This is a genomic window from Mycobacterium sp. (genome assembly GCF_035570115.1).
In the GTDB taxonomy this organism is placed as follows: domain Bacteria; phylum Actinomycetota; class Actinomycetes; order Mycobacteriales; family Mycobacteriaceae; genus Mycobacterium.
Map to the genome: position 1 here is coordinate 17,995 of NZ_DATMLH010000140.1, position 21,209 is coordinate 39,203.

At 67.1% G+C, this 21,209-nt stretch carries 20 protein-coding genes; 10 read left to right on the forward strand and 10 right to left on the reverse strand.

Annotated elements, in window-relative coordinates; all coding sequences use genetic code 11:
• Positions 1–35: 35 nt before the first annotated feature.
• The 4 genes from VNW74_RS13415 to VNW74_RS13430 are packed head-to-tail and all read left to right on the forward strand — an operon-like array spanning position 36 to position 3,828.
• Positions 36–1,238 carry a hypothetical protein gene (locus tag VNW74_RS13415; protein WP_414686679.1) on the forward strand — a complete coding sequence of 401 codons (1,203 nt, stop codon included), beginning with the start codon at positions 36–38 and terminating at the stop codon, positions 1,236–1,238.
• Positions 1,235–2,380, forward strand: a complete 1,146-nt coding sequence (locus VNW74_RS13420) for a sulfotransferase (protein ID WP_325677593.1) — start codon at positions 1,235–1,237, stop codon at positions 2,378–2,380. Before VNW74_RS13415 ends, VNW74_RS13420 begins: the two co-directional genes overlap by 4 nt.
• Positions 2,364–2,999, forward strand: a complete 636-nt coding sequence (locus VNW74_RS13425) for a TetR/AcrR family transcriptional regulator (RefSeq protein ID WP_325677540.1) — start codon at positions 2,364–2,366, stop codon at positions 2,997–2,999. The genes VNW74_RS13420 and VNW74_RS13425 overlap by 17 nt, the downstream gene beginning before the upstream one ends.
• A 25-nt stretch (positions 3,000–3,024) precedes the next feature.
• The gene (locus VNW74_RS13430; RefSeq protein ID WP_325677541.1) at positions 3,025–3,828 is read left to right on the forward strand and encodes an SDR family NAD(P)-dependent oxidoreductase; all 804 of its coding nucleotides are present in this window, start codon (positions 3,025–3,027) and stop codon (positions 3,826–3,828) included.
• 5 nt (positions 3,829–3,833) lie between these two features.
• Here the strand turns inward: VNW74_RS13430 and cobN are convergent, their stop codons facing one another.
• Positions 3,834–7,421 carry a cobaltochelatase subunit CobN gene (cobN, locus tag VNW74_RS13435; RefSeq protein WP_325677542.1) on the reverse strand — a complete coding sequence of 1,196 codons (3,588 nt, stop codon included), beginning with the start codon at positions 7,419–7,421 and terminating at the stop codon, positions 3,834–3,836.
• A 61-nt stretch (positions 7,422–7,482) separates the two neighbouring features.
• On the opposite strand from cobN, the gene VNW74_RS13440 reads away from it, so the two are divergent.
• On the forward strand, positions 7,483–8,313 hold the full coding sequence (locus VNW74_RS13440; RefSeq protein ID WP_325677543.1) for an SDR family oxidoreductase: 831 nt from the start codon (positions 7,483–7,485) through the stop codon (positions 8,311–8,313).
• Between the two features lie 3 nt (positions 8,314–8,316).
• Here VNW74_RS13440 and VNW74_RS13445 read toward each other — a convergent pair whose 3' ends face one another.
• Together VNW74_RS13445 and VNW74_RS13450 are read right to left on the reverse strand one after the other, a co-directional pair.
• On the reverse strand, positions 8,317–9,774 hold the full coding sequence (locus tag VNW74_RS13445) for an NAD(P)/FAD-dependent oxidoreductase (protein WP_325677545.1): 1,458 nt from the start codon (positions 9,772–9,774) through the stop codon (positions 8,317–8,319).
• Between the two features lie 130 nt (positions 9,775–9,904).
• Complete coding sequence (locus VNW74_RS13450) at positions 9,905–10,234, reverse strand: DUF732 domain-containing protein (RefSeq protein WP_414686677.1); 330 nt, start codon at positions 10,232–10,234, stop codon at positions 9,905–9,907.
• Between the two features lie 105 nt (positions 10,235–10,339).
• Between VNW74_RS13450 and cobG the strand changes: the two genes are divergently transcribed.
• Genes cobG through VNW74_RS13465 form a run of 3 tightly spaced genes read left to right on the forward strand, consistent with a single transcriptional unit; the run spans position 10,340 to position 13,551 of the window.
• A complete protein-coding gene (gene cobG, locus VNW74_RS13455; protein WP_325677549.1) occupies positions 10,340–11,437 on the forward strand; it encodes a precorrin-3B synthase in 1,098 nt (365 codons plus the stop codon).
• Positions 11,438–11,446: 9 nt separating this feature from the next.
• Positions 11,447–12,073, forward strand: coding sequence for a precorrin-8X methylmutase (locus tag VNW74_RS13460; protein WP_325677551.1), 627 nt, complete (start codon positions 11,447–11,449; stop codon positions 12,071–12,073).
• Complete coding sequence (locus VNW74_RS13465) at positions 12,070–13,551, forward strand: precorrin-2 C(20)-methyltransferase (protein WP_325677553.1); 1,482 nt, start codon at positions 12,070–12,072, stop codon at positions 13,549–13,551. Before VNW74_RS13460 ends, VNW74_RS13465 begins: the two co-directional genes overlap by 4 nt.
• On the opposite strand, the gene VNW74_RS13470 is transcribed toward VNW74_RS13465, so the two are convergent.
• Genes VNW74_RS13470 through VNW74_RS13485 form a run of 4 tightly spaced genes read right to left on the reverse strand, consistent with a single transcriptional unit; the run spans position 13,517 to position 16,936 of the window.
• A complete protein-coding gene (locus VNW74_RS13470) occupies positions 13,517–14,263 on the reverse strand; it encodes a cobalt-precorrin-6A reductase (RefSeq protein WP_325677555.1) in 747 nt (248 codons plus the stop codon). The genes VNW74_RS13465 and VNW74_RS13470 overlap by 35 nt on opposite strands.
• Positions 14,263–15,018, reverse strand: coding sequence for a precorrin-4 C(11)-methyltransferase (gene cobM / locus VNW74_RS13475; protein WP_325677557.1), 756 nt, complete (start codon positions 15,016–15,018; stop codon positions 14,263–14,265). Before cobM ends, VNW74_RS13470 begins: the two co-directional genes overlap by 1 nt.
• Positions 15,015–16,190 carry a precorrin-6y C5,15-methyltransferase (decarboxylating) subunit CbiE gene (cbiE, locus tag VNW74_RS13480; protein WP_325677559.1) on the reverse strand — a complete coding sequence of 392 codons (1,176 nt, stop codon included), beginning with the start codon at positions 16,188–16,190 and terminating at the stop codon, positions 15,015–15,017. The genes cobM and cbiE overlap by 4 nt, the downstream gene beginning before the upstream one ends.
• Complete coding sequence (locus VNW74_RS13485; protein ID WP_325677561.1) at positions 16,187–16,936, reverse strand: SDR family NAD(P)-dependent oxidoreductase; 750 nt, start codon at positions 16,934–16,936, stop codon at positions 16,187–16,189. The genes cbiE and VNW74_RS13485 overlap by 4 nt, the downstream gene beginning before the upstream one ends.
• 35 nt (positions 16,937–16,971) lie before the next feature.
• Here VNW74_RS13485 and VNW74_RS13490 point away from each other — a divergent pair, with 35 nt between their 5' ends.
• Positions 16,972–17,385: a F420-dependent biliverdin reductase gene (locus tag VNW74_RS13490; RefSeq protein WP_325677563.1), complete on the forward strand. Its 414-nt coding sequence runs from the start codon at positions 16,972–16,974 to the stop codon at positions 17,383–17,385.
• A 17-nt stretch (positions 17,386–17,402) separates the two neighbouring features.
• Here VNW74_RS13490 and VNW74_RS13495 read toward each other — a convergent pair whose 3' ends face one another.
• Positions 17,403–18,068: a GNAT family N-acetyltransferase gene (locus tag VNW74_RS13495; protein ID WP_325677565.1), complete on the reverse strand. Its 666-nt coding sequence runs from the start codon at positions 18,066–18,068 to the stop codon at positions 17,403–17,405.
• 53 nt (positions 18,069–18,121) lie between these two features.
• The gene (locus VNW74_RS13500) at positions 18,122–19,246 is read right to left on the reverse strand and encodes a Xaa-Pro peptidase family protein (RefSeq protein WP_325677567.1); all 1,125 of its coding nucleotides are present in this window, start codon (positions 19,244–19,246) and stop codon (positions 18,122–18,124) included.
• A 133-nt stretch (positions 19,247–19,379) separates the two neighbouring features.
• Here VNW74_RS13500 and VNW74_RS13505 point away from each other — a divergent pair, with 133 nt between their 5' ends.
• The gene (locus VNW74_RS13505) at positions 19,380–20,339 is read left to right on the forward strand and encodes a 5'-3' exonuclease (protein ID WP_325677569.1); all 960 of its coding nucleotides are present in this window, start codon (positions 19,380–19,382) and stop codon (positions 20,337–20,339) included.
• A gap of 10 nt (positions 20,340–20,349) precedes the next feature.
• On the opposite strand, the gene VNW74_RS13510 is transcribed toward VNW74_RS13505, so the two are convergent.
• Positions 20,350–21,138, reverse strand: coding sequence for a DUF4333 domain-containing protein (locus VNW74_RS13510; protein WP_325677571.1), 789 nt, complete (start codon positions 21,136–21,138; stop codon positions 20,350–20,352).
• Positions 21,139–21,209: the final 71 nt, after the last annotated feature.

Here is a 21,209-nt window from a genome sequence, read left to right on the forward strand (position 1 = left end):
GAAACGAGGGAAATGTGAGCGATCCGACGCGGCCGATGGCGTGGTTGCCGTTCTCGATAGCCGAGTCGGCCTTCTCCGACGACGGCCACACCCTCGAGTTGCCACGGGCCTGGTCGTATCTGTTGGACCGCCTTCGCGGGGCGGCGGAGGTCGTGGAATCCGATCCGGCGAGCCAAAATCGGGTCGATCTCGCTGCGGGCATGCGGCACCTGCTCGTGCTGCTCGCCGCGGGTATCGACGAAGTGTTGCGCTTTGATCCCGATCCGATCCTGTGCGTCCAACCGACCAGTACCGACGACCTCGTGACCTGGGGAATGGAATGCCCGGACTGCATTTACACCCGGGCCGTGCTGCGCGGCGGGGAGAGTTACCGACTGTTCGGCAATCGCGGGACCGCCCGCTACGTCGGGTTGCAGACGATGAACGGAATCGCGGCGACGGCCAACGAACTCGTCGACGAACTCGAGGTGGATGGAGACGGGAACTTCGAAGTGGTGCTGTCAGCCGAAGAGCGAGCCGGAAATTGGATGCGGATTGACGGCGACCATCCCACGCTGACGGTGCGGCACTTCTTCTACGACTGGGATATCGAGGTGGCTTCGTCGCTGCGCATCGAACGACTCGGCGACGCGGTGGCAGCCAACGGCGGCTCGGTCGATCGGAAGATCGCGGTGTCGCGTCAACTCGTCGCCCTCGGCGACTTCGTCCATGACAACCTGGCATTCTTCTTGCAGTTCGGGGCCGCGCCGCCGCTAAACGGTTTCCTGCCACCCATCGACCGCACTGACATGGGCGCAGCCGCAGAGAACAAGCCGGTGATCGGTCGGTGGGAGCTGCGCCCCGACGAGGCACTCATCGTCGAAGTTGAACCACCCGAAGGAATCTACTGGAGTTTCTCCATTGGCAACCCGTGGTGGGAAACCATTCACTATGGGCGTCATCAATCCAGCCTGAACGCTCATCAAGTAGCGGTGGATTCCGACGGCCTGGTGCGAGTTGTGCTGTGCGAGGGGGACCCTGGGGTCGCGAACTGGCTCGACACCGCCGGCCATAGCAACGGTCCGATCATCCTGCGCTGCGTGCGCACCAAGACCGCACCGACACCGACCACCCGCATCGTGCCGTTCGAGCAAGTCGCCGCAGAGTTGCCTTCGGACACCACCAGAGTCACTCCACAAGAGCGGTCGTCCATCCTTACGGCACGACGCCGCGCCGTGCGCGAGAGGTTCGGGCACTGATGTTCGATGCGGACGAATTAGAGGCCGGCGCCTGCGCCGCAACGGGTCTCGAGGATTTCGGTTCGTCCTACTATCGCGAGGGACTCGAACGTATCGTTGAAGCGCTGAATACCGAGGCAGACCTCAACGACTTGGGCAGCGTCATCCAGCATGCCACCGTCAGCAACGCCCTGATCCAGCGCCTGAAGGTTGAGCACACCTACCGCCAGCACCCCGAGATCGACGATCAGGTGGTCGGCGGCCCCGTCTTCGTGATCGGGTTACCCCGCACCGGCACCACCGCGTTGAGCCAACTCGTGGCGGCAGATCCACAATTCCGATCCCTGCGGATGTGGGAATCCCAGGCGCCCACCCCACCGCCGGAGAGCGCCACCCAAGAAACCGATCCACGCATCGCGCAGGCCGAGGCCGGGCTGAAGATGCTCGACGACATGTTCCCGTTGATGAAGACGATGCATAACTCCGAGGCAGGGGCCCCGACCGAATGCCAAGACCTGATGGGAATGAGTTTCCGTACCTTCCACTTCGACGGTGCCGTGCGCGCACCCGGGTATCTGGCGTGGGTGATGGACTGCGACATGCGCGAGACCTACACGTTTCACCGTCGCGTGCTCAGGCTGCTGCAGTGGCATTGCCCACCGGTGTTATGGCACCTCAAGACCCCCGTGCACATGTTCGCCCTCGACGCGCTTATCGAGGCCTACCCGAACGCCAAATTCCTTTGGAGCCATCGCGATCCGGCCAAGGTGATGGGCTCGGTGTGCAGCCTCATCCAGTACGTGCGCAGCTGGAGCAGCGACCGCAACGACGCTGAGGAACTTGGCGCCGAGCAAGTAGACTGCTGGGTTGAAGGTGTCCGGCGGGCAATGGATTTCCGCAGCCGGACGGGCGACGACCGGTTCGCCGACGTATCCTTCGCCGATCTGCAAAGCGATCCGGTCGGCACACTGCAAACCAGCTACGCGCGTCTGGGTTTGAGCTTCACCGAGGCGACAAGTGCGTCCGTCAACCAGTGGGCCCAAGCGCATCAACCCGGATCGCGCGGCGCACACGACTATGACCTGGCCGACTACGGCCTGACACCCGACAGCGTTCGCGAGCGATTCGCTGATTACCTGGCCCGCTATGACGCAACTGGCTGACGACGCGAGCGCTCCTCGCGCGCGGCGACGCGACAAGCTGGGTCCTGATCCCGCTGTGCGCCGCGAGATTCTGGCCGCTGCGTCAACAACGTTGCGAGAGCAGGGTGTTCGCGGGCTCAGCATTGCCGGGGTCCTGGAACGAGCGGGATTGAGCACCCGGGCGTTCTATCGGCATTTCGAATCCAAGGACGAACTGGTTGCCGCCGTGTTTCTGGAGGCCGCACGCGTCGAGAAGCGACGCCTCCGACGCCGAATGGCCGCTGCCACGACGGAGATCGAGGCGGTAACGGCGTGGATCGACGGACGCCTCGATTTGGCATTCGACGAGAGCATCGGATCCGATCTGCGGCGCCTCTCGCTGGAGGCTCAGTCGCAGACGTTCGCCTCCCCCAGTCTGATCCAGCCCGCGTACGCAGAGATGCTCACACCGCTTGTGCAGGCACTGCAGCGCGGACTGCGCAGCGGGGTATTTCGCGACGTCGAGCCGGTCACCGGCGCCCAATTCATCCATGGCGTGGTGTGGGTCGGCATCGACCGACAATGGACGACCGGCGAATGTGACCGCGACGAGCTTCGACAGCGCATTCTGCATTTCGTCCTGCGCGGGCTGGGCGTGTGACGCCAACCGACTAAGGGAGATAATCATGGATCTAGGCTTCGCCGGATCGACGGCTGTGGTCACGGGCGGTAGCAAAGGGATGGGACTGTCCATCGCGGAAACCCTTGCGGCCGAAGGGGCCCGCGTGGCGGTGATGGCGCGAGGCCAACAAGCGCGCGACGCCGCTGTCACGTCGCTGCGCGAAGCCGGGGCGCCGGACGCCGTGGGGATCGGCGTGGACATGGCGGACGCCGAGTCGATCGCCGCCGGCTTTGCCGCGGTCGCCGAGCGTTGGGGACAACTCAATTGCCTGGTCCACACCATTGGACCGGGCGACGGTTATTTCGAGCAGATGGACGACGGCCAGTGGGACGCCACGTTTGCGCTCGGCACGATGTCGGCGGTGCGGTCGATCCGCGCCGCCTTGCCCCTGCTGCGGTCTGCGGACTGGGCCCGAATTGTGACGCTGTCGGCGCACTCTATTCAGCGGCAGAGCCCACGCATTGTCGCCTATACGGCATCAAAAGCGGCGCTGGCCAGCGTCACCAAGAATTTGTCCAAGAGCCTCGCCAAGGACGACATTCTGGTTAACTGCGTCTGCCCAGGCACCATCGTGACCGCCAGCTTCACCGAGAACCTCAAAGATATCCTCGCCGCGGACGGCTTGGACGCCACCGACCCACGTGACGTTATGACCTGGATCGACAACAACTTTCACCAGCCCTGCGACCTCGGCCGCGCCGGACTCCCCGAAGAGGTCGCGTCGCTTACCGCGTACCTGGCGTCCCGCCGCAACGGCTACGTCACCGGCGCAACCGTGAACGTAGACGGTGGTTCAGACTTCGTCTGAGTCGTCTAACGGCCTTCGAGGTCGCCTTCGGTTTCCAACAGCACCTGGCGCAGCGCGTCGAGCGTGGCCGGTTGCGGGTCGGCCCACATCCCGCGGCTGACGGCCTCCAGCAACCGTTCGGCCATTCCATGCAGCGCCCATGGGTTGGACTCGGTCATGAACTTGCGGTTCTGAAGATCCAGCACATAGGACTCGGTGAGCTGCTCGTACATCCAGTCAGCCATCACCCCCGCGGTGGCGTCGTAGCCGAACAGGTAGTCGACGGTGGCGGCCATCTCGAATGCGCCCTTGTAGCCGTGCCGGCGCATCGCGGTCATCCACCGCGGGTTGACGACACGGGCGCGAAAGACCCGGGTGGTCTCCTCGGATAACGTGCGCGTGCGGACGGAGTCGGGGCGAGTGTTGTCGCCGATGTAGGCGGCGGGTGCCTGTCCGGTCAGTGCTCGCACGGTGGCCACCATGCCGCCGTGGTATTGGAAGTAGTCGTCAGAGTCGGCGATGTCGTGCTCACGGGTATCGGTGTTTTTGGCGGCGACCGCGATTCGCCGGTACTGCCGGTTCATGTCGTCGGTAGCGGCCCGGCCATCAAGGCCGCGCCCGTAGGCGAAGCCGCCCCAGGCGGTATACACCTGCGCCAGGTCGGCGTCGTCGCGCCAATTGCGGCTGTCGATCAGCTGCAGCAGCCCGGCGCCGTAGGTGCCCGGCTTCGATCCGAAAATCCTTGTGGTAGCTCGACGTTGGTCGCCGTGCTGTGCCAGGTCTGTTTGGGCGTGCGCGCGCACGTAATTGTCGTCGGCCGACTCGTCGAGGTCGGCGACCAACCGCACCGCGTCGTCGAGCATCGTCACCACGTGCGGGAACGCGTCACGGAAAAATCCCGAGATGCGCACCGTGACGTCGATGCGAGGCCGACCCAGCTCGGTCAACGGGATCGGCGCCAGGTCGACGACACGTCGCGAGGCATCGTCCCAGACGGGTCGAACACCCAGCAGCGCAAGGACTTCGGCGATATCATCACCGGATGTGCGCATCGCCGAGGTGCCCCATACCGACAGGCCGACTGACTGCGGCCAGGTTCCGTAGTCCTCGCGGTAGCGGGCCAGCAGTGAATCCGCCATGGCCACACCGGTTTCCCAAGCCAGCCGCGACGGCACCGCTTTCGGGTCGACGGAATAGAAGTTGCGTCCGGTGGGCAGCACATTGACCAACCCGCGCAGCGGGGAGCCCGATGGTCCGGCGGCGATGAAACGGCCGTCCAATGCCCGCAGTATTTGGTCGATCTCCCCTGCGGTGCCGGCCAGCCGGGGCACCACCTCGGTGGCGGCGAATCGCAATACGGAGGTGACCGCGGGATCGTCGCTGAGACGCATGGCGACGGCCGGGTCCCACCCGCTGGCCTGCAGCGCCGCGACCAGCTGACGCGCCTGGTCTTCGGCCGCGTCGACCGATCGCCGCTCGTCGGTGCCGTCCTCGGCCAGGCCAAGTGCTTGACGCAAACCGGGCACCGACTGGTCGCCGCCGAAGAGTTGGCGGGCGCGCAGCACGGCCAGCACCAGGTCCAGTTCCTGCTCGCCTTGTGGGACCTGGGCGAGGACGTGCAGGCCGTCGCGGATCTGAACGTCCTTGATTTCGCACAGCCATCCGTCGACGTGCAGCAGCATGTCGTCGAACGAATCGTCTTCCGGCCGCTCGGCAAGTCCCAGATCGTGATCCATCTTGGCCGCCCGGATCAGCGTCCAGATCTGCTGCCGGATGGCGGGCAGCTTGCCGGGGTCGAGCGCGGCGACGCTGGCGTGTTCGTCGAGCAGTTGCTCCAAACGGGCGATGTCCCCGTAGGTTTCGGCACGTGCCATCGGCGGGATCAGGTGGTCGACGAGCACGGCGTGGGCGCGCCGTTTGGCTTGGGTGCCCTCGCCTGGGTCGTTGACCAAAAACGGATAGATGAGCGGCAGATCGCCCAAGGCGGCATCGGACCCGCAGGCCGCCGACATGCCCAGCGTCTTGCCGGGCAGCCATTCGAGGTTGCCGTGCTTGCCGAGATGCACGACGGCATCGGCATCAAAGCTGTTGCCGAATCCGCGGCCCAACCACTGATAGGCGGCCAGGTAGTGATGACTGGGCGGCAGATCCGGGTCGTGGTAGATCGCGACCGGGTTCTCGCCGAAACCACGCGGGGGCTGCACCATCAGCACCACGTTGCCGGATTGCATTGCGGCGATGATGATCTCGCCGTCCGGATCTTTGGAACGGTCGACGAAAAGCTCGCCCGGCGGAGGTCCCCAATGCGCCTGCACGGCGTCGGCCAACTTGGCGGGCAGGGTGGCGAACCATGCCCGATAGTCGTTGGCGGACACCCGGATCGGGTTGCCGGCCAACTGACCGTCGGTGAGCCACTCGGGATCCTGTCCACCGCGTTCGATCAGCGCGTGGATCAGCGCATCGCCATCGGCGGATTCGACGCCGGGTAACTCACCCACCTGATAGCCACGGTCGCGCATCGCCCTCAGCAGCGCCACCGCGCTGGCCGGGGTGTCCAGGCCGACCGCGTTGCCGATCCGGGAGTGCTTCGTCGGGTAGGCAGAGAACACCACCGCCACCCGCTTGTCGACAGGTGCGACGTGCCGCAGCCGGGCGTGGGCGAGCGCCAGGCCGGCGACCCGCTCGCAGCGCTCCGGATCGGCGACGTAGGAGATCAGCCCCTCGTCGTCAATCTCCTTGAACGAGAACGGAACCGTGATGATGCGTCCGTCGAACTCGGGAACCGCAACCTGGCTGGCGACGTCGAGCGGGCTGAGCCCGTCGTCGTTGTCGCACCACTGCGAACGCGAACTGGTCAGGCACAGGCCCTGCATGATCGGGATGTCCAGTGCGGCGAGGTGTGCGACGTTCCAGCTGTCGTCATCGCCACCGGCCGATGCCGTCGCCGGCTTGACTCCCCCGGCGGCCAGTACGGTGACCACCATCGCATCGGCCTGCCCGAGCGTGTGCAGCATGTCCGGTTCAGCGGTCCGCAGTGAGGCGCAGTACAGCGGCAGCGCCCGCCCGCCGCCACCTTCGATCGCTCGACACAGGGCTTCGACGTAGCCGGTGTTGCCGGCCAGGTGCTGCGCCCGGTAGTACAGCACCCCAATCGTCGGGCCTGCGACGTCGATGGCTGCGCGTTCCAGCACTCCCCACGTCGGCGTGCTCACCGGCTCGGTGAACCCGAAGCCAGTCATCAGCATGGTGTCCGACAGGAAGGCGTGCAACTGGCGCAAGTTGGACACACCCCCCTGGGCCAGGTAGATATGCGCTTGCAGCGCAACGCCCGCAGGCACGGTCGACCGTTCGGTCAGATCGGCATCGGGCGATTGTTCGCCGCTGACCACGACGGCGGGAATACCGCTGGCCAGCACCGTGTCGATGCCGTCCTGCCAGGCGCGGTAGCCGCCCAGGATGCGGACCACCACCATGTCGACGGCGTCGATCAACTCGGTGAGTTCGCCGGGCAGTAACCGCGCGGGGTTGGCCCACCGATAGTTGGCGCCGGTGGCGCGGGCGGTGATCAGGTCGGTGTCGGAGGTGGACACCAGCAAGATCGTCGGCTCGGCCATCTGTCATTCGTACCGCATCGAGCGCCTAAGCTTTAAGCCCGGCCAAGAGGAGCACTGAGCGATGAAGCGCGTGTCTGTTGCAGAGAAGGTCATTGCCATCACCGGTGGGGCGCGCGGGATCGGGCTGGCCACCGCCACGCTTCTGCATGGTTTGGGCGCCGTGGTCGCGATCGGCGATATCGACAGATCGGCTGTCAGGGAGGCGGGCAGCACGTTGGGCCTCAAGGTCGCCCGCCGGCTGGATGTGGCGGATCGGCGCTCCTTCACCGATTTTCTCGACACTGTTGAAGATCAGCTGGGGCCCGTCGACGTCTTGGTGAACAACGCCGGCATCGTCGCGGTCGGCAGCGCCATTGAGGAGGCCGACGCTGTCACCGAGCGAGTGCTCGACGTCAACGTTTACGGCGTGATCCTGGGCACCAAGCTGGCCGCCAAGCGGATGCTGCCCCGCGGCCACGGCCATATCATCAACATCGCGTCAGTCGGTAGCGTGCAGCCCGTCGAAGGCATCGCAACCTATTGCGCCACAAAGCATGCCGTGCTCGGCTACACCGACACCGTTCGGATGGAAAACCGTCGCAGTGGTGTCCACTTCTCGGCCATTCTGCCGACGCTGACCAACACCGACATGATCGCCGGCGCCGGACACGTGAAGGGCTTCAAGAATGCCGAGCCCGACGACGTGGCGCGGACAATCGCCAGCGTGATCGCCAAACCGAAGGCACGGGCGTTCGTTCCCCGTTCGTTTGGCGTCGTCGTGTCGACCCAGCGGCACTTGCCGCAGCGCATGTCCGAGGCGATAGGACGCGCACTGGGTTCGGACCGCGTATTCACCACCGACGTCGACGTCGACAAGCGCGCGGCCTATGCTCGGCGCGCGGGTACGTCGTGATCCTCAATCGGTGCGTACGTCGAAGTCGGCAAGCACGGGTTGCCGCAAGAGCTGGCGATGAGTCTCCGGTGTCCAGGGGAACAGCTCGGGCAGACCATCCTTGCCCAGGTACCAGCTGCTGCAACCGGTGACCCATATCGTCTGAGGCATCGCGGCTTTCATGCTCTCGTTGTATTCCTTGGTTGCCGCTTCGGTCGGTGCGGCAGCGTGCACAACACCATCACGAAGCTGGTTGATCCACCACATCGCGTAGTCGGCCTGGTCCTCGGCGATCGGGACCAGTGACTGGTTGCCGATCGGCGAATGCGGACCCATCAGCATGAAGAGGTTGGGGAATCCCGGCACCGCCACCGACCGATACGCCTTCGGGCCGTCGGCCCAGGCCTCGTCCAGGGTGAGCCCGCCCTCTCCAATCACCTCCAGTGGGCGCACGTAGGCTCGCGCGTCAAACCCAGTGGCGTACACCAGCAGGTCCAGTTCATGGAGGGTGCCGTCGCCGGTGACAACGCCGCGCGACTCGATGTGATCGATTGGGTCGCTGATCACCTCGACGCCGGGTTGCTGCACGGAACGATAGAAATGCCCGGCGAGAACCTGCCGCTTGCACATCGGCAGATCCTTCGGGGTGAGCTTGGCCCGCAACTGGTGGTCGCGTACCGACAGCCGCAGGTTCCATCGGCACTGAGCCTGGATCAGGCGGCGCTGCCATCCCGGACGGATCGTCGCGCGGCCCAACGTTTGCCTGATGTACCACCCCCAGAAGCGATAACCCAGACCGTTCAACGCCGCCCACCTGGACAACACCCTTCGGGTCAGCTGGGAGTAACGCACATTGGGGAAGGGGTAGATCCACTGCGCGGTCCGCTGGAAGACTTTCAATTGGCGCACCTCGCCGCCGAGCGCGGCGACGATCTGGACACCGGTCGAGCCCGTCCCGATCAAGCCGATCCGCTTGTCCGGCAGGGAGACCGAGTGGTCCCAGCGCGACGAATGGAACGCGGGCCCAGCGAACGTGTCCCGTCCGGGGATGTCTGGATAACGAGGTACCCGCAGGACTCCGGTCGCGGTGACAAGCACGTCGAACGTTTCCTCGCCGTCGCCGGTGGTCAGTCGCCACTTCCCGCCGTCGTATCGCGCGCCGGTGACGTCGGCGCCGAACCGGATGTGCCGACGGATGCCCCGTTCGTCGGCCACCCGCTGGAAATAGGCTTGTATCTCAGGACCCGGCGGCAGCAGGTGTGACCAGTCGGGGTTCGGCCGGAACGAGTAGGAGTAGTAGCGCGACGGGACGTCGCAGGTAAGTCCGGGATATGTGTTGTCGCGCCAGGTGCCGCCGACGTCGTCGGCCTTCTCGAAAATCTCGAACGAGTCGATGCCGGCGTCTTGCAGTTTGACCGCCATGCAGATGCCCGACATCCCAGCCCCGATTATCGCGATCTTCAGCGACCGATTTTGCGTCATGGCAACCACCCGGCCCTCTCGCTGGCCTGCACGTTACGCCGTTGGCCTCGGCTTATCGATGCCTGCGACCAGGTCTGTCGGAGTGGACCGTGGCATGCACGTTCATCACTGGCCAGGCGACGCTCGCTGGTTACTTCACATAAACGGGCCCCGGGTTGAGCCAGTACGTCGAGTTGTCGGTCTGCCCGATGTACTGCGGGCAGTAGGCCGCGATGGAAACGCCGACGAAGTAGCCAGATTGCTTCAGCGAGAGGTCGGTGTCCTTCATCAGCCTCATCGCCATAATGCTCGATTTGTTGTTTTTGTCGAATCCGGCGCACACGGTATGGGCCATCGCAATCGTGCTGTTGCGATCAGCAACGGCGATCCCCTCCTTGGCAAGGGCCGCAAGGAATGCATCGTCGGTTTGATCTGCTGACGCTGGCGCCGCTGAAAGCAGCGCGGCGGCGGACAGTAGCACCGTGCAGACCGTCGACCACTTGGCAGGACCGCCATTCATACTCAAAGAACGTTAGCCGAAGTCGCGACGTTCCTATTTGCGGCTAAAGACCCTTACCGTGGACGCATGGCCAGGGTCCGCGACACCGATGCCTGCCCGGGTGCACTGCAGGTGCACCAGGCCGCCGACGGCGCGCTGGCCCGCATCCGGCTGCCCGGCGGCGTCCTCACTGCGGCCCAGCTAGCGGCCCTGGCCGAGACGTCGGATTGCCTGGGATCCGGAACCCTGGAGCTGACCGCGCGCGGCAACGTGCAGATCCGCGCGATCACGGACGTGGCTGCGGTGGCCGACGCGATCGCTGCGGCCGGACTATTGCCGTCGGCAACGCATGAGCGGGTCCGCAACATCGTCGCGTCCCCGTTGTCCGGTCGGGCCGGCGGCCGTATCGACGTGCGCGGCTGGGTCGCCGACCTGGACGCGGCGATCTGCGCCGAACCCCGGCTCGCGGAGCTGGGTGGTCGATTTTGGTTCAGTCTCGACGACGGCCGCGGCGACGTCTCGGGCCTGGGCGCTGACGTCGGAGTCCATGTCCTGGAGGATGGCGTCGCCCTGCTGCTCGCCGGCCGTGACACCGGTGTCCGGTTAGCCGCACCCGAAGTAGTCGAGGCGTTGGTCGGCGCCGCGGTGCGGTTCACTGAGATCCGCGGAAACGCTTGGCGAGTAAGTGAATTAGTCGATGTTGCCGGGCTCTGGCCCGGCGCCGAACTGGGCGGCGGCTTTCCCCCGGTCACCCGGCCGCCGGTGGGCTGGATCGAGCAGGACGACGGCCGGATCGCGTTGGGTGCCGCGGTGCCGCTGGGTGTGCTGTCGGCACGCGTCGCGGAGTACCTGGCCGCGATCGAGGCGCCGTTGATCATCACGCCGTGGCGGTCGGTGCTGGTGTGTGACCTGAACGACGGCGTCGCCGATACGGCGCTACGCGTGCTGGCCCCGCTGGGCCTGGTCTTCGATGAGAACTCACCCTGGCTGGCGGTCAGCGCCTGTGTCGGCAGCCCGGGCTGTGCGCGCTCGATCGCCGACGTGCGCGCCGACGCCGCGCAATCGCTGCACACCGGCACTGGTGTGCACCGACACTTCGTCGGCTGCGAACGCGCCTGCGGCAGCCCGCCGGCCGGTGAGGTGCTGGTCGCTACCCGGGACGGATACCGACCACTGAAGTCTTAGGGTGAGCACGTGCTCGACTACCTTCGCGACGCCGCCGAGATCTACCGGCAGTCGTTCGCGACGATCCGCGCCGAAGCGGACCTGAGCCGATTCCCGGCCGACGTCGAGCGCGTGGTGGTCCGGCTGATCCACACCTGCGGCCAGATTGACGTTGCCGAGCATGTCGCCTACACCGACGATGTCGTCACCCGCGCCGCCGCGGCGCTGGCGGGGGGCGCTGCGGTGCTCTGCGATTCATCGATGGTGGCAGCCGGCATCACCGTCTCGCGGCTGCCCGCCCAGACCCAGGTCGTCTCGCTGGTCGCCGATCCGCGGGCAGCGGAGCTGGCGGACCGGCTGCACACCACCCGCTCGGCGGCCGGGGTCCAGGTGTGGGCGGATCGGCTGGCCGGTGCGGTGGTGGCCATCGGCAATGCGCCCACCGCGTTGTTCCGCCTGCTCGAACTGGTCGACGAGGGCTACCCGGCACCGGCCGCGGTGCTGGGCGGGCCGGTCGGCTTCGTCGGCTCGGCGCAGTCCAAACAAGAACTCATCGACCGTCCGCGCGGGATGTCCTACCTGGTGGTGCGGGGCCGTCGCGGCGGCAGTGCGATGGCCGCCGCGGCCGTCAACGCGATAGCGGCCCGCACAGAATGACCAGGCGCGGAACGCTTTTCGGTGTCGGGCTGGGACCCGGCGATCCAGAACTGGTGACGGTCAAGGCAGCCCGGGTGATCGGCGAAGCCGATGTGGTGGCGTACCACAGCGCCCGGCACGGGCGCAGCATCGCCCGCGGCATCGCCGAACCCTACCTGCGGCCCGGGCAGATCGAGGAGCACCTGGTCTACCCGGTCACCACCGAGACAACCGACCATCCCGGCGGCTATGCCGGCGCAATGGAAGACTTCTACACCGGTGCCACACAGCGCATCGCCGAGCATCTGGACGCCGGCCGTGACGTGGCGCTGCTCGCCGAAGGTGATCCGCTGTTCTACAGCTCGTACATGCATCTGCATACCCGGCTGACGCAGCGGTTCGACGCCGTGATCGTGCCGGGGGTGACGTCGGTCAGCGCGGCCTCAGCCGCGATCGCGACGCCGCTGGTCGCCGGTGACGAGGTGCTGTCGGTGCTGCCGGGAACGTTGCCGCCCGAGGAATTGGCTCGCCGGCTCGCCGACTCCGACGCCGCCGTGATACTCAAACTGGGACGCTCGTATCCGGCCGTGCGGGAGGCGCTTTCGGCAGCCGGCCAGCTTGACGGCGCACTGTATGTGGAACGGGCCAGCACCGCCGGGCAGCGGGTGCTGCCCGCGGCCGACGTCGACGCCGCCACCGTGCCGTACTTTTCGCTGGCACTGCTGCCCGGAGGCCGGCCACCGGCGACCCGGCGCGCCGGCGTGGCGGTGGTCGGTCTGGGCCCGGGACACAGCGACTGGATGACACCGGAAAGCCGACGTGAGCTGGCCGCAGCCACCGACCTGATCGGCTACGGGCCCTACCTCGAGCGCATCCCCGCCCGGGACGGTCAGCGTCGTCACCCCAGCGACAACACCGACGAACCGGCCCGGGCACGGCTGGCCTGCGCACTCGCCGAGCAGGGACACGCGGTCGCCGTGGTGTCCTCGGGTGATCCCGGGGTGTTCGCGATGGCTACCGCCGTTCTCGAGGAGGCCAAACAGTGGCCCGAAGTGCAGGTGCGAGTGGTTCCAGCGATGACCGCCGCGCAGGCTGTCGCGAGCAGGGTCGGCGCACCGCTGGGTCACGACTACGCGGTGATCTCGCTGTCAGACCGGCTCAAGCCGTGGAGTGTGATCGCCGAGCGCCTCGCCGCGGCGGCCGCCGCCGACCTGGTGCTGGCCATCTACAACCCGGCGTCGAAGACGCGGACCTGGCAGGTCGGGGCCATGCGGGACTTGCTCCTGGCCCATCGTGACCCGGGCACTCCGGTGGTGATCGGGCGGGATGTGTCTGGGCCCGCTGAGCGGATGACTGTGGTCCGGCTGGATGAGCTCGACGCGGCCGATGTCGACATGCGCTGCCTGCTGATCGTCGGGTCCTCGCAGACGCAGTGGCACCTGGTCGGCTCGACGGATCGGGTCTTCACCCCGCGCCGTTACCCATCGGCGCATGTCTAGCAACCCATTCGACCGCCTCATCGACACTGCCTACCGTCGCCACTCCGGGCGGCAGCGGCGGGCGACTCACCATCACGACCGGGATATCAAGTGTCGCCGCGGCATCCAGCTTCGGCCGGGTCATCTCACCGCCGCTGTTCTTCGTCACCAACGCGTCGATGCGGTGCTCGCGCAGCAGGGCGCATTCCCCGTCGTAGCGATATGGACCGCGAGATAACACCAGCTGGTGGCGACGCGGCAACATATCTGGGTTCGGCGCGGTGACTGCGCGGATCAAAAACCACGCATCGCTGTCGGCGAACGCCGCAACACCGGATCTGCCCGTGGTGTGAAATACCCGTGAGAACTGTTGACGAGCAACGACTTCGGCTGCCTGGACATCGGATGTCACCACGATGGCGCCACCGGGATCCCAAGCCGGGCGAGCCAGCAGCAGATGGGCTAGGCGCAACTCCCCGCAGGCTTCAGCCGCATGCGCGGTGATGGTGGCCGCGAAAGGGTGGGTGGCGTCGACGACGGCGTCGATATGCTCCTCGCGCAGCCACTTTCGCAGCCCGTCGACTCCGCCGAACCCGCCGATTCGCACAGCGCCCATCGGTAGCGCCGGATCCGGGACGCGTCCGGCCAACGAACTGACGACGTCGACGTGGGAGTGCAGCCGCGCGGCCAGTGCGCGCGCCTCGGCGGTGCCGCCGAGCAACAACACCCGCATCAGTGTCTACCGCCCCGGCTGCGTCCGGCGGAATACAGGTAGCTGTCCGTGAATCCCTCGGCGGCCAGCACATCGCCGACGACGATGACCGCGGTCTTGGTGATCGCCGCGTCGTGCATCTGATTAGCGATATCGGCCAGCGTGCCGCGCAGCACCGTCTGTTGCGGCCAGCTGGCGTAAGCCACTACCGCCGCCGGTGTTTCAGGCCGGTAGCCGCCGGCCAGCAACGCGGGCACGATGACGTCGATCTGGGCGGCGGCAAGGTGCAACACCAGGGTCGCCCCCGACTGCGCAAGAGTGGTCAGGTCTTCACCGGCGGGCATGGGCGTCGACAACGTCGCGATTCGGGTCAGCGTCACCGTCTGCGCCAAGCCGGGCACGGTAAGCTCGCGGCCCAGCGCCGCGGCGGCGGCGGCGAAAGCCGGTACGCCAGGCACGATTTCGTAACCGATGTCCAGCGCATCGAGTCGGCGGCACTGCTCGGCCAGCGCGCTGTAGAGCGACGGGTCGCCGGAATGCAGCCGGGCCACGTCATGGCCGGCGGAGTCGGCGTCCGCGATCTCAATGACGATCTGCTCCAGGCGCAGCGGGCCGGTGTCGACGATTCGTGCATCGGGCGGGCAGAGCGCCAACAGGTCATCCGGCATGATCGATCCGGCGTACAGGCATACCGGGCACCGGCTGAGCAGCCGCTGCCCACGGACGGTGATCAGATCGGCCGCGCCGGGGCCGGCGCCGATGAAGTACACCGTCACCGCTTGGTCACCTCCCACTGCGTGATCGGCAGCCGCGGTCGCCAGCCGGTGAAGCCGCTCAACGGCTCCCCGTGATAGTGCTGGAACCGCTGCAGCTCGCCTCCCAGCCGCGAATACGCCTGCGCCACAATGGCTTCTGATTCCACGGTGACGGCGTTGGCGACCAGCCGTCCACCGACGGGCAGCTGCGCCAGGCAGGCGTCCAGCAGGCCAGGCTGGGTGAGGCCACCACCGATGAAGATCGCCGATGGCGCTGCGGCGCCGTCGAACGCGGCGGGCGCTTCGCCGCGCAGCTCGACGCTGACACCGCAGGCCGCGGCGTTGAATCCCACATTGGCGCGGCGCGACTCGTCGCGTTCGAACGCCACCGCGGTGCAGTCGGGCCAGCTGCGACACCACTCCACGGCGATGCTGCCCGAGCCGGCGCCGACATCCCACAACAGCTGCCCCGGCCGCGGCGCCAACGCCGCCAATGTGAGGGCGCGAACCGGGTGTTTGGTGATCTGCCCGTCGTGGACAAAGGCGTCGTCGGGCAACGAAGACACCCGCTCGTCGGGCAAATAGCGGACCGCGATCACGTTGAGATCGTCGACGCCGGGGGGCGGGTGGGCGGCCCACTGCTGGGCAGTGCCTTCGTGACGATGCTCTCTGGGACCCCCGAGTTGCTCGAGCACGGTGAGCTCCGAGTCGCCACGGCCGTATGCGTCGAGCAGCTTCGCCAGCGTCGTGGGCGTGGACCGGTCGCGCGAGAGCACGATCGCCCGGCCGCCGCGGCGCACAGCGGTCTGCGGCGCGGCGGTCACCAAACTGATCACGTCGATGTCCTGCCCGGTCCAGCCCATCCGCGCGCAGGCCAGCGCCACCGAAGACACCTGCGGCAAGACGGTGACCTGATCGGGCCCGAACAATCGGAGCAGCGTGCCGCCGATGCCGTGCATCAACGGGTCACCGCTGGCCACGACGTGGATGTCCTCGGGGTGGTCGTCGAGCAAGCTTTGCAATGCGGGCAGCATGGGCGACGGCCACTCCCGACGGGGCGCTGCGATTGTTTCGTCGAGCAGGTCAAGCTGCCGCTTGGACCCGTAAATCACTGTGGCCCTTTGTAGTTCGCTAAGTGACGGCCGCGAAAGCCCGGCCATGCCGTCGGCCCCGATGCCAACGATGATGATCATCGCGGCATCCTTCGCCACACGAATTGCGGCAGCAACCGCATCGCGACGGACGCCGGCCCCAACGCCCAGGGGATCCACACGGTGCGCCGGCCTTTGGCGAGCGCTCGGGCGGTGCCCGCGGCCACCTGGTCAGGCGTGCTGGATAGCGGGGCGGGCGTCATACCCCGTGTCATCCGCCCGATCACGAACCCTGGCCGAGCGATCAACAATCGCACGCCGGTTCCATGCAGCGCATCGGCCAACCCGCTGGCGAAGCCATCCAACCCGGCCTTGGCCGAGCCGTACACGTAGTTCGCCCGACGCACGCGCGCCCCGGCGATCGAGGAGAACACCACCAGCGATCCTCGGCCGGCCACACGCATGGCCGCCGCAAGATGGGTAAGCAGGCTGACCTGCGCGACGTAGTCGGTGTGGACGACGGCCACCGCGTGCGCGGCGTCGGTCTCGGCGCGGGCCTGGTCGCCGAGGATTCCGAAGGCCAGCACCGCGGTGTCAATGGGACCGTGATCCGCGATGACGGACGCGACGAGCGGTCCGTGCGAGTCGAGGTCGTCCGCGTCGAACTCCCTGGTGTGCACGCCCGTCGCGCCGGCGCTGACCAGGGCCGCGACCTGGTCGGCCAGCTCGTCGGCTTTGCGGGCCGCCAGTATCACCGTCGCCCCGGCAGCCAGGCGCCGCGCGAGTTCAATACCGATCTCACTGCGGCCGCCGAGGATCAGCACCGTCGCGGCGCCCGTGTCATTCACGGCTGCGATTATCTCCTGCGCTAGCGTGGGCGGTGATGGCAAACACCACCGCGCGGCTGACCAACGACGCACTGGCGTTTCTCACGGAGCGCCATCTGGCCATGCTGACCACGCTGCGCATCGACAATTCCCCGCACGTGGTGGCGGTGGGTTTCACCTTCGACCCCAAGACACACATCGCACGGGTGATCACCACCGGCGGCTCGCAGAAGGCGGTCAACGCCGACCGTGGCGGGGTCGCGGTGCTCAGCCAGGTCGACGGCGCCCGCTGGCTGTCGCTGGAGGGACGCGCCAGCGTCAACAGCCAGGTCGACGCCGTGCGCGACGCGGAATTGCGCTATGCGCAGCGCTACCGAACACCGCGAGTCAACCCCCGACGCGTGGTCATCGAGGTGCAGGTGGAGCGGGTGCTGGGGTCCTCGGATCTGCTGAGTCGAAAATCCGTCTAGCTGCCGGCGGCCGGCCGCTAGACGAGCGTGGCGCCGGGCGCCCGAATCACCAGCGGCACCGCCGGGAAGTAGGCCGCCAACTCCGGTCGCGATTTGGCCAGCGCGGCGGTGCCATAGCCGCGGTGCCGGTAGTCAGGATGAATCCAGATCCGGACATGGACTTCTTGGCCTTCGAGTTCACCGAAGATCATGCCGACCTTGTCGTCGCCATCGACCGCGACGAACCAGGCGGCCTCTTCGGCGTGGAACCGTTCCTTTGCGGCGCGGATCTCGTCATCGAGACCACCCGCCGGGGCGCCGGAGCCGTCGCCCTTGGCGCCGATGTCCTCGGTACGTGCGGCGAAAATATCGCGGTCGGAAGTGCCGGAAAACGGGCGGAGCACCAAGGTGTCGCCTGAGCTGGCGGGTCGGTCTTTGAAGGTGAAGCTCAATATGTTGTTCAGGTCTTCGAGCTCGGCGGCGATCTTCTTACGCGAGTTCTTGGTCAGTTGATCGAACGACATGCCGATCACCGCCTCGGCACCCAGCCGTGACGTGTTGAGCAAGGTGACGATGCCGTCGACCGCCGATGGCCGGTCGTCGGCTTCCACGATTAGGTCGAGCACCTCGTGTCGACGTTCCAGCGCGGTGAGCAGGGCGTCGGTGATTTCTCGGCGGGCGGCGGCGCGGTCGTGGTCGGTCATCGCACGAGCGTAATACGCGGGCGAGGGTCAGCGCGTGGCACCCGCTGCGATGGCTAAACGGGGACGACGATCAGCTCGTGCGGACGGTGGTTGACCGGCAGAGCGCCGTCTTCAGCCACCACCACGATGTCTTCGATACGCGCCCCCCACCGGCCGGGGAAATAGATCCCCGGCTCAACCGAAAACGCCATCCCCGCTTGTAGCGGTAAGGCATTGCCCGCAACGATGTAGGGCTCTTCGTGCACCGACAATCCGATGCCGTGCCCGGTGCGGTGCACGAAATATTCGGCGAGCCCGGCCTCGGCCAGCACGTCGCGGGCCGCGGCGTCCACATCTTCGGCGGTCACCCCAGGACGCACCGCGTCGACGGCCGCCCGCTGCGCCCGTTGCAGCACTGAATACTGCTGCGCCACTTCCGCGCTGGGCTCACCAATGCTGTAGGTACGCGTCGAGTCGGAATGGTATCCGGGCTGGTACGCACCGCCGATGTCGACGACGACGATGTCACCCACCCGAAGTTCCCGATCCGAGTACTCGTGATGCGGGTCCGCAGCGTGCGGCCCGGAACCGACGATGACGAATGCCACCTCCGAATGTCCTTCGGCGACAATGGCTTCAGCGATATCCGCGGCAACGTCGGCCTCCGTTCGACCGGGGGCCAGGAACTCCGGCACCCGGGAATGCACGCGATCGATAGCCGCGCCGGCCTTGCGCAGCGCGTCGATCTCGGAAGCATCCTTGACCATCCGCAGTCCCCGCAGCACGCCGGTGGCCAAGACCGGCAGGACACCGAGGACGTCGGTCAAAGGCAACAGGTGCATGGCAGGCATCGAATCGGTCACGGCAGTCGCCGCGGGCGCACCCCCCATGGCTGCGGCGACCAGTGTGTATGGGTCGTCGCCGTCGACCCAATCCCGTACCGTCAGGCCCAGTTCCGCGACAGCGGATTGTTTCAGCGAGGCCAGCTCCAATCGCGGCACTACCACGGTCGGGTCACCGGAGACCGGCAGCACCAGCGCGGTGAGCCGCTCAAAGGTCTGCGCGCGCGAGCCGAGCAGATACCGCAAGTCGTAGCCCGGGGTGATCACCAAACCGGCCAGGCCGGCCTCGGCGGTGGCAGCCGTCGCGGCCGCGATCCGGCGGCTGTATACCCCTGCATCGAATCGGTGAGAACCCATGGCATTCAGGCTAGCCGGGCGACGATGCAGAGCGCGCAGCGCGATGAGGTGGGGGCACCCCCAGCCGCGCGGCGGCGAGGGGGCGAGCCCGGCAATCGGACCTAGCCGGGCCCGTGCTGGCAGGATGGCGGGCATGTCCGCGCCGCTGCTGCTGCTTGATGGCGCCAGCATGTGGTTTCGCTCCTACTACGGCGTCCCGTCCTCGATCACATCGCCTGACGGCCGGCCGGTGAACGCGGTCCGCGGATTCGTGGACTCGGTGGCCATGCTGATCACCCGACAGCGCCCCGGCCGCTTGGTGGTGTGCCTGGACTTGGACTGGCGCCCCCAATTCCGGGTGGACCGCATCCCGTCGTACAAGGCGCATCGCGTCGAGGAAGAGCACCCCGATGGGCAAACCGATGTCGAGGAGGTGCCCGACGAGTTGTCTCCTCAGGTCGAAATGATCGGGGAGATCCTCGACGCGTTCGGCATCTGCACCGGCGGCGCAGCGGGCTTCGAAGCCGATGACGTGATCGGCACTCTGGCCGCTCAGGAACGGCGTGACCCGGTCATCGTCGTCACCGGGGACCGCGACCTGTTGCAGGTGGTCGGCGACGATCCGGTGCCTGTTCGGGTGCTCTACCTCGGCCGCGGGCTGACCAACGCCACGCTGATGGGTCCGCGCGAGGTGGCCGAACGATACGGCGTGCCCGCCGATCGGGCCGGCGTCGGCTATGCCGAGCTGGCGCTGCTGCGCGGGGACCCGTCCGACGGACTTCCGGGCGTGCCCGGAATCGGCGAGAAGACCGCCGCGGCGCTACTCGCGCAGCACGGCTCCCTGGCGGGCGTCCTGGCTGCCGTCGACGACCCCAAATCCTCGCTGTCCAAGGGCGTGCGGGCCAAGCTGCGCAAGGCCGCCGACTACATCGAGGCCGCCGGCCCGGTGGTACGGGTGGCCACCGACGCGCCCGTCACGCTGTCGACGCCGACCGACGCCATGCCGCTGGTCGCGGCCCACCCGAGGCGTACCGCGGAGCTGGCGACCCGGCTCGGGGTCGGGTCACCGATCGCGCGGCTGCAGAAGGCGCTCGACGCGCTGCCCGCGTCGTGACCTAACCGTGCTACTTGGGCCGCCCCACCTCGTAAGTGCCCTTGTTGTCCTGGAAAGTCACCGTGACCTGACGCTTGGTGCCGTCGATGCTGACGTCGCAGTCGAAGGTGCTGCCCTTTTTGACCGTCGGATTCTGCCCGTTGTTGCACTTAACGTCTTTGACGTTCTTCGCGCCGTAGCCGTTGGTCTCGTCGGTGAGGATCTGCTGCACACCGACTTGCGCCTTACTGACGTCCAGCTTGGTGGTGACGAAAAACCCGGGCGCCCAGAAGCCCAGCACCAAGACGACCGCCACCAGGATCGCGGCGAACACGCCGGCCACCGTGCCGATGACCGCCCGCGACCGCTTCGGGCCGCCCGCGGGCGGCTGACCATAAGATCCCGGGTACTGGCCGTACTGACCGGGTTGACCGTACTGACCGGGCTGACCGTACTGACCCGGCTGACCGTACTGACCGGGCTGCGGGTAGGCGCCGGGTTGGCCGTAGTGAGCGGTCTGCGCGCCGTACTCGCCGGTCGGGGCGCCGTACTGGTCTTGCTGCGGGTAGCCCGTGGGTTGCGGGAACGGCTGAGACGGGTAGTACTGCGCGGGCGGCTGCTGGTACTGCCCGTATTCCGTGGGCGTGTACGCAGGCGGATGCCAAGTCGGCTGCTCCCCGGCGGCCTGCCACGTCTGCTCGCCGGACGGCTGCTGCCAAGGTGACACGTGCTGGGTCGAGTCCTCGCCGGATTGCTGACCTTCACCCTGCGGCGGCTGCTGCCACGGGTTCGTCGGATCGGGCCCCTGCGGTCCGCTCATCGTGTGTCTGTCCCTTCCGTCCTGATTGCCGTGCTCGCATCGGTCGTCGAATGCAACCGTAGCTTCGGCTC

What these genes read in the sequence shown, in the direction of transcription:
- cobG (WP_325677549.1), top strand. Translation starts at nt 10,340, where the DNA reads ATGGCCAGGGTCCGCGACACCGATGCCTGCCCGGGTGCACTGCAGGTG.
- cobN (WP_325677542.1), bottom strand. Translation starts at nt 7,421, where the DNA reads ATGGCCGAGCCGACGATCTTGCTGGTGTCCACCTCCGACACCGACCTG.
- VNW74_RS13425 (WP_325677540.1), top strand. Translation starts at nt 2,364, where the DNA reads ATGACGCAACTGGCTGACGACGCGAGCGCTCCTCGCGCGCGGCGACGC.
- VNW74_RS13430 (WP_325677541.1), top strand. Translation starts at nt 3,025, where the DNA reads ATGGATCTAGGCTTCGCCGGATCGACGGCTGTGGTCACGGGCGGTAGC.
- VNW74_RS13440 (WP_325677543.1), top strand. Translation starts at nt 7,483, where the DNA reads ATGAAGCGCGTGTCTGTTGCAGAGAAGGTCATTGCCATCACCGGTGGG.
- VNW74_RS13465 (WP_325677553.1), top strand. Translation starts at nt 12,070, where the DNA reads ATGACCAGGCGCGGAACGCTTTTCGGTGTCGGGCTGGGACCCGGCGAT.
- VNW74_RS13495 (WP_325677565.1), bottom strand. Translation starts at nt 18,068, where the DNA reads ATGACCGACCACGACCGCGCCGCCGCCCGCCGAGAAATCACCGACGCC.
- VNW74_RS13500 (WP_325677567.1), bottom strand. Translation starts at nt 19,246, where the DNA reads ATGGGTTCTCACCGATTCGATGCAGGGGTATACAGCCGCCGGATCGCG.
- VNW74_RS13445 (WP_325677545.1), bottom strand. Translation starts at nt 9,774, where the DNA reads ATGACGCAAAATCGGTCGCTGAAGATCGCGATAATCGGGGCTGGGATG.
- VNW74_RS13490 (WP_325677563.1), top strand. Translation starts at nt 16,972, where the DNA reads ATGGCAAACACCACCGCGCGGCTGACCAACGACGCACTGGCGTTTCTC.
- VNW74_RS13505 (WP_325677569.1), top strand. Translation starts at nt 19,380, where the DNA reads ATGTCCGCGCCGCTGCTGCTGCTTGATGGCGCCAGCATGTGGTTTCGC.
- cbiE (WP_325677559.1), bottom strand. Translation starts at nt 16,190, where the DNA reads ATGATCATCATCGTTGGCATCGGGGCCGACGGCATGGCCGGGCTTTCG.
- VNW74_RS13470 (WP_325677555.1), bottom strand. Translation starts at nt 14,263, where the DNA reads ATGCGGGTGTTGTTGCTCGGCGGCACCGCCGAGGCGCGCGCACTGGCC.
- VNW74_RS13510 (WP_325677571.1), bottom strand. Translation starts at nt 21,138, where the DNA reads ATGAGCGGACCGCAGGGGCCCGATCCGACGAACCCGTGGCAGCAGCCG.
- VNW74_RS13415 (WP_414686679.1), top strand. Translation starts at nt 36, where the DNA reads ATGGCGTGGTTGCCGTTCTCGATAGCCGAGTCGGCCTTCTCCGACGAC.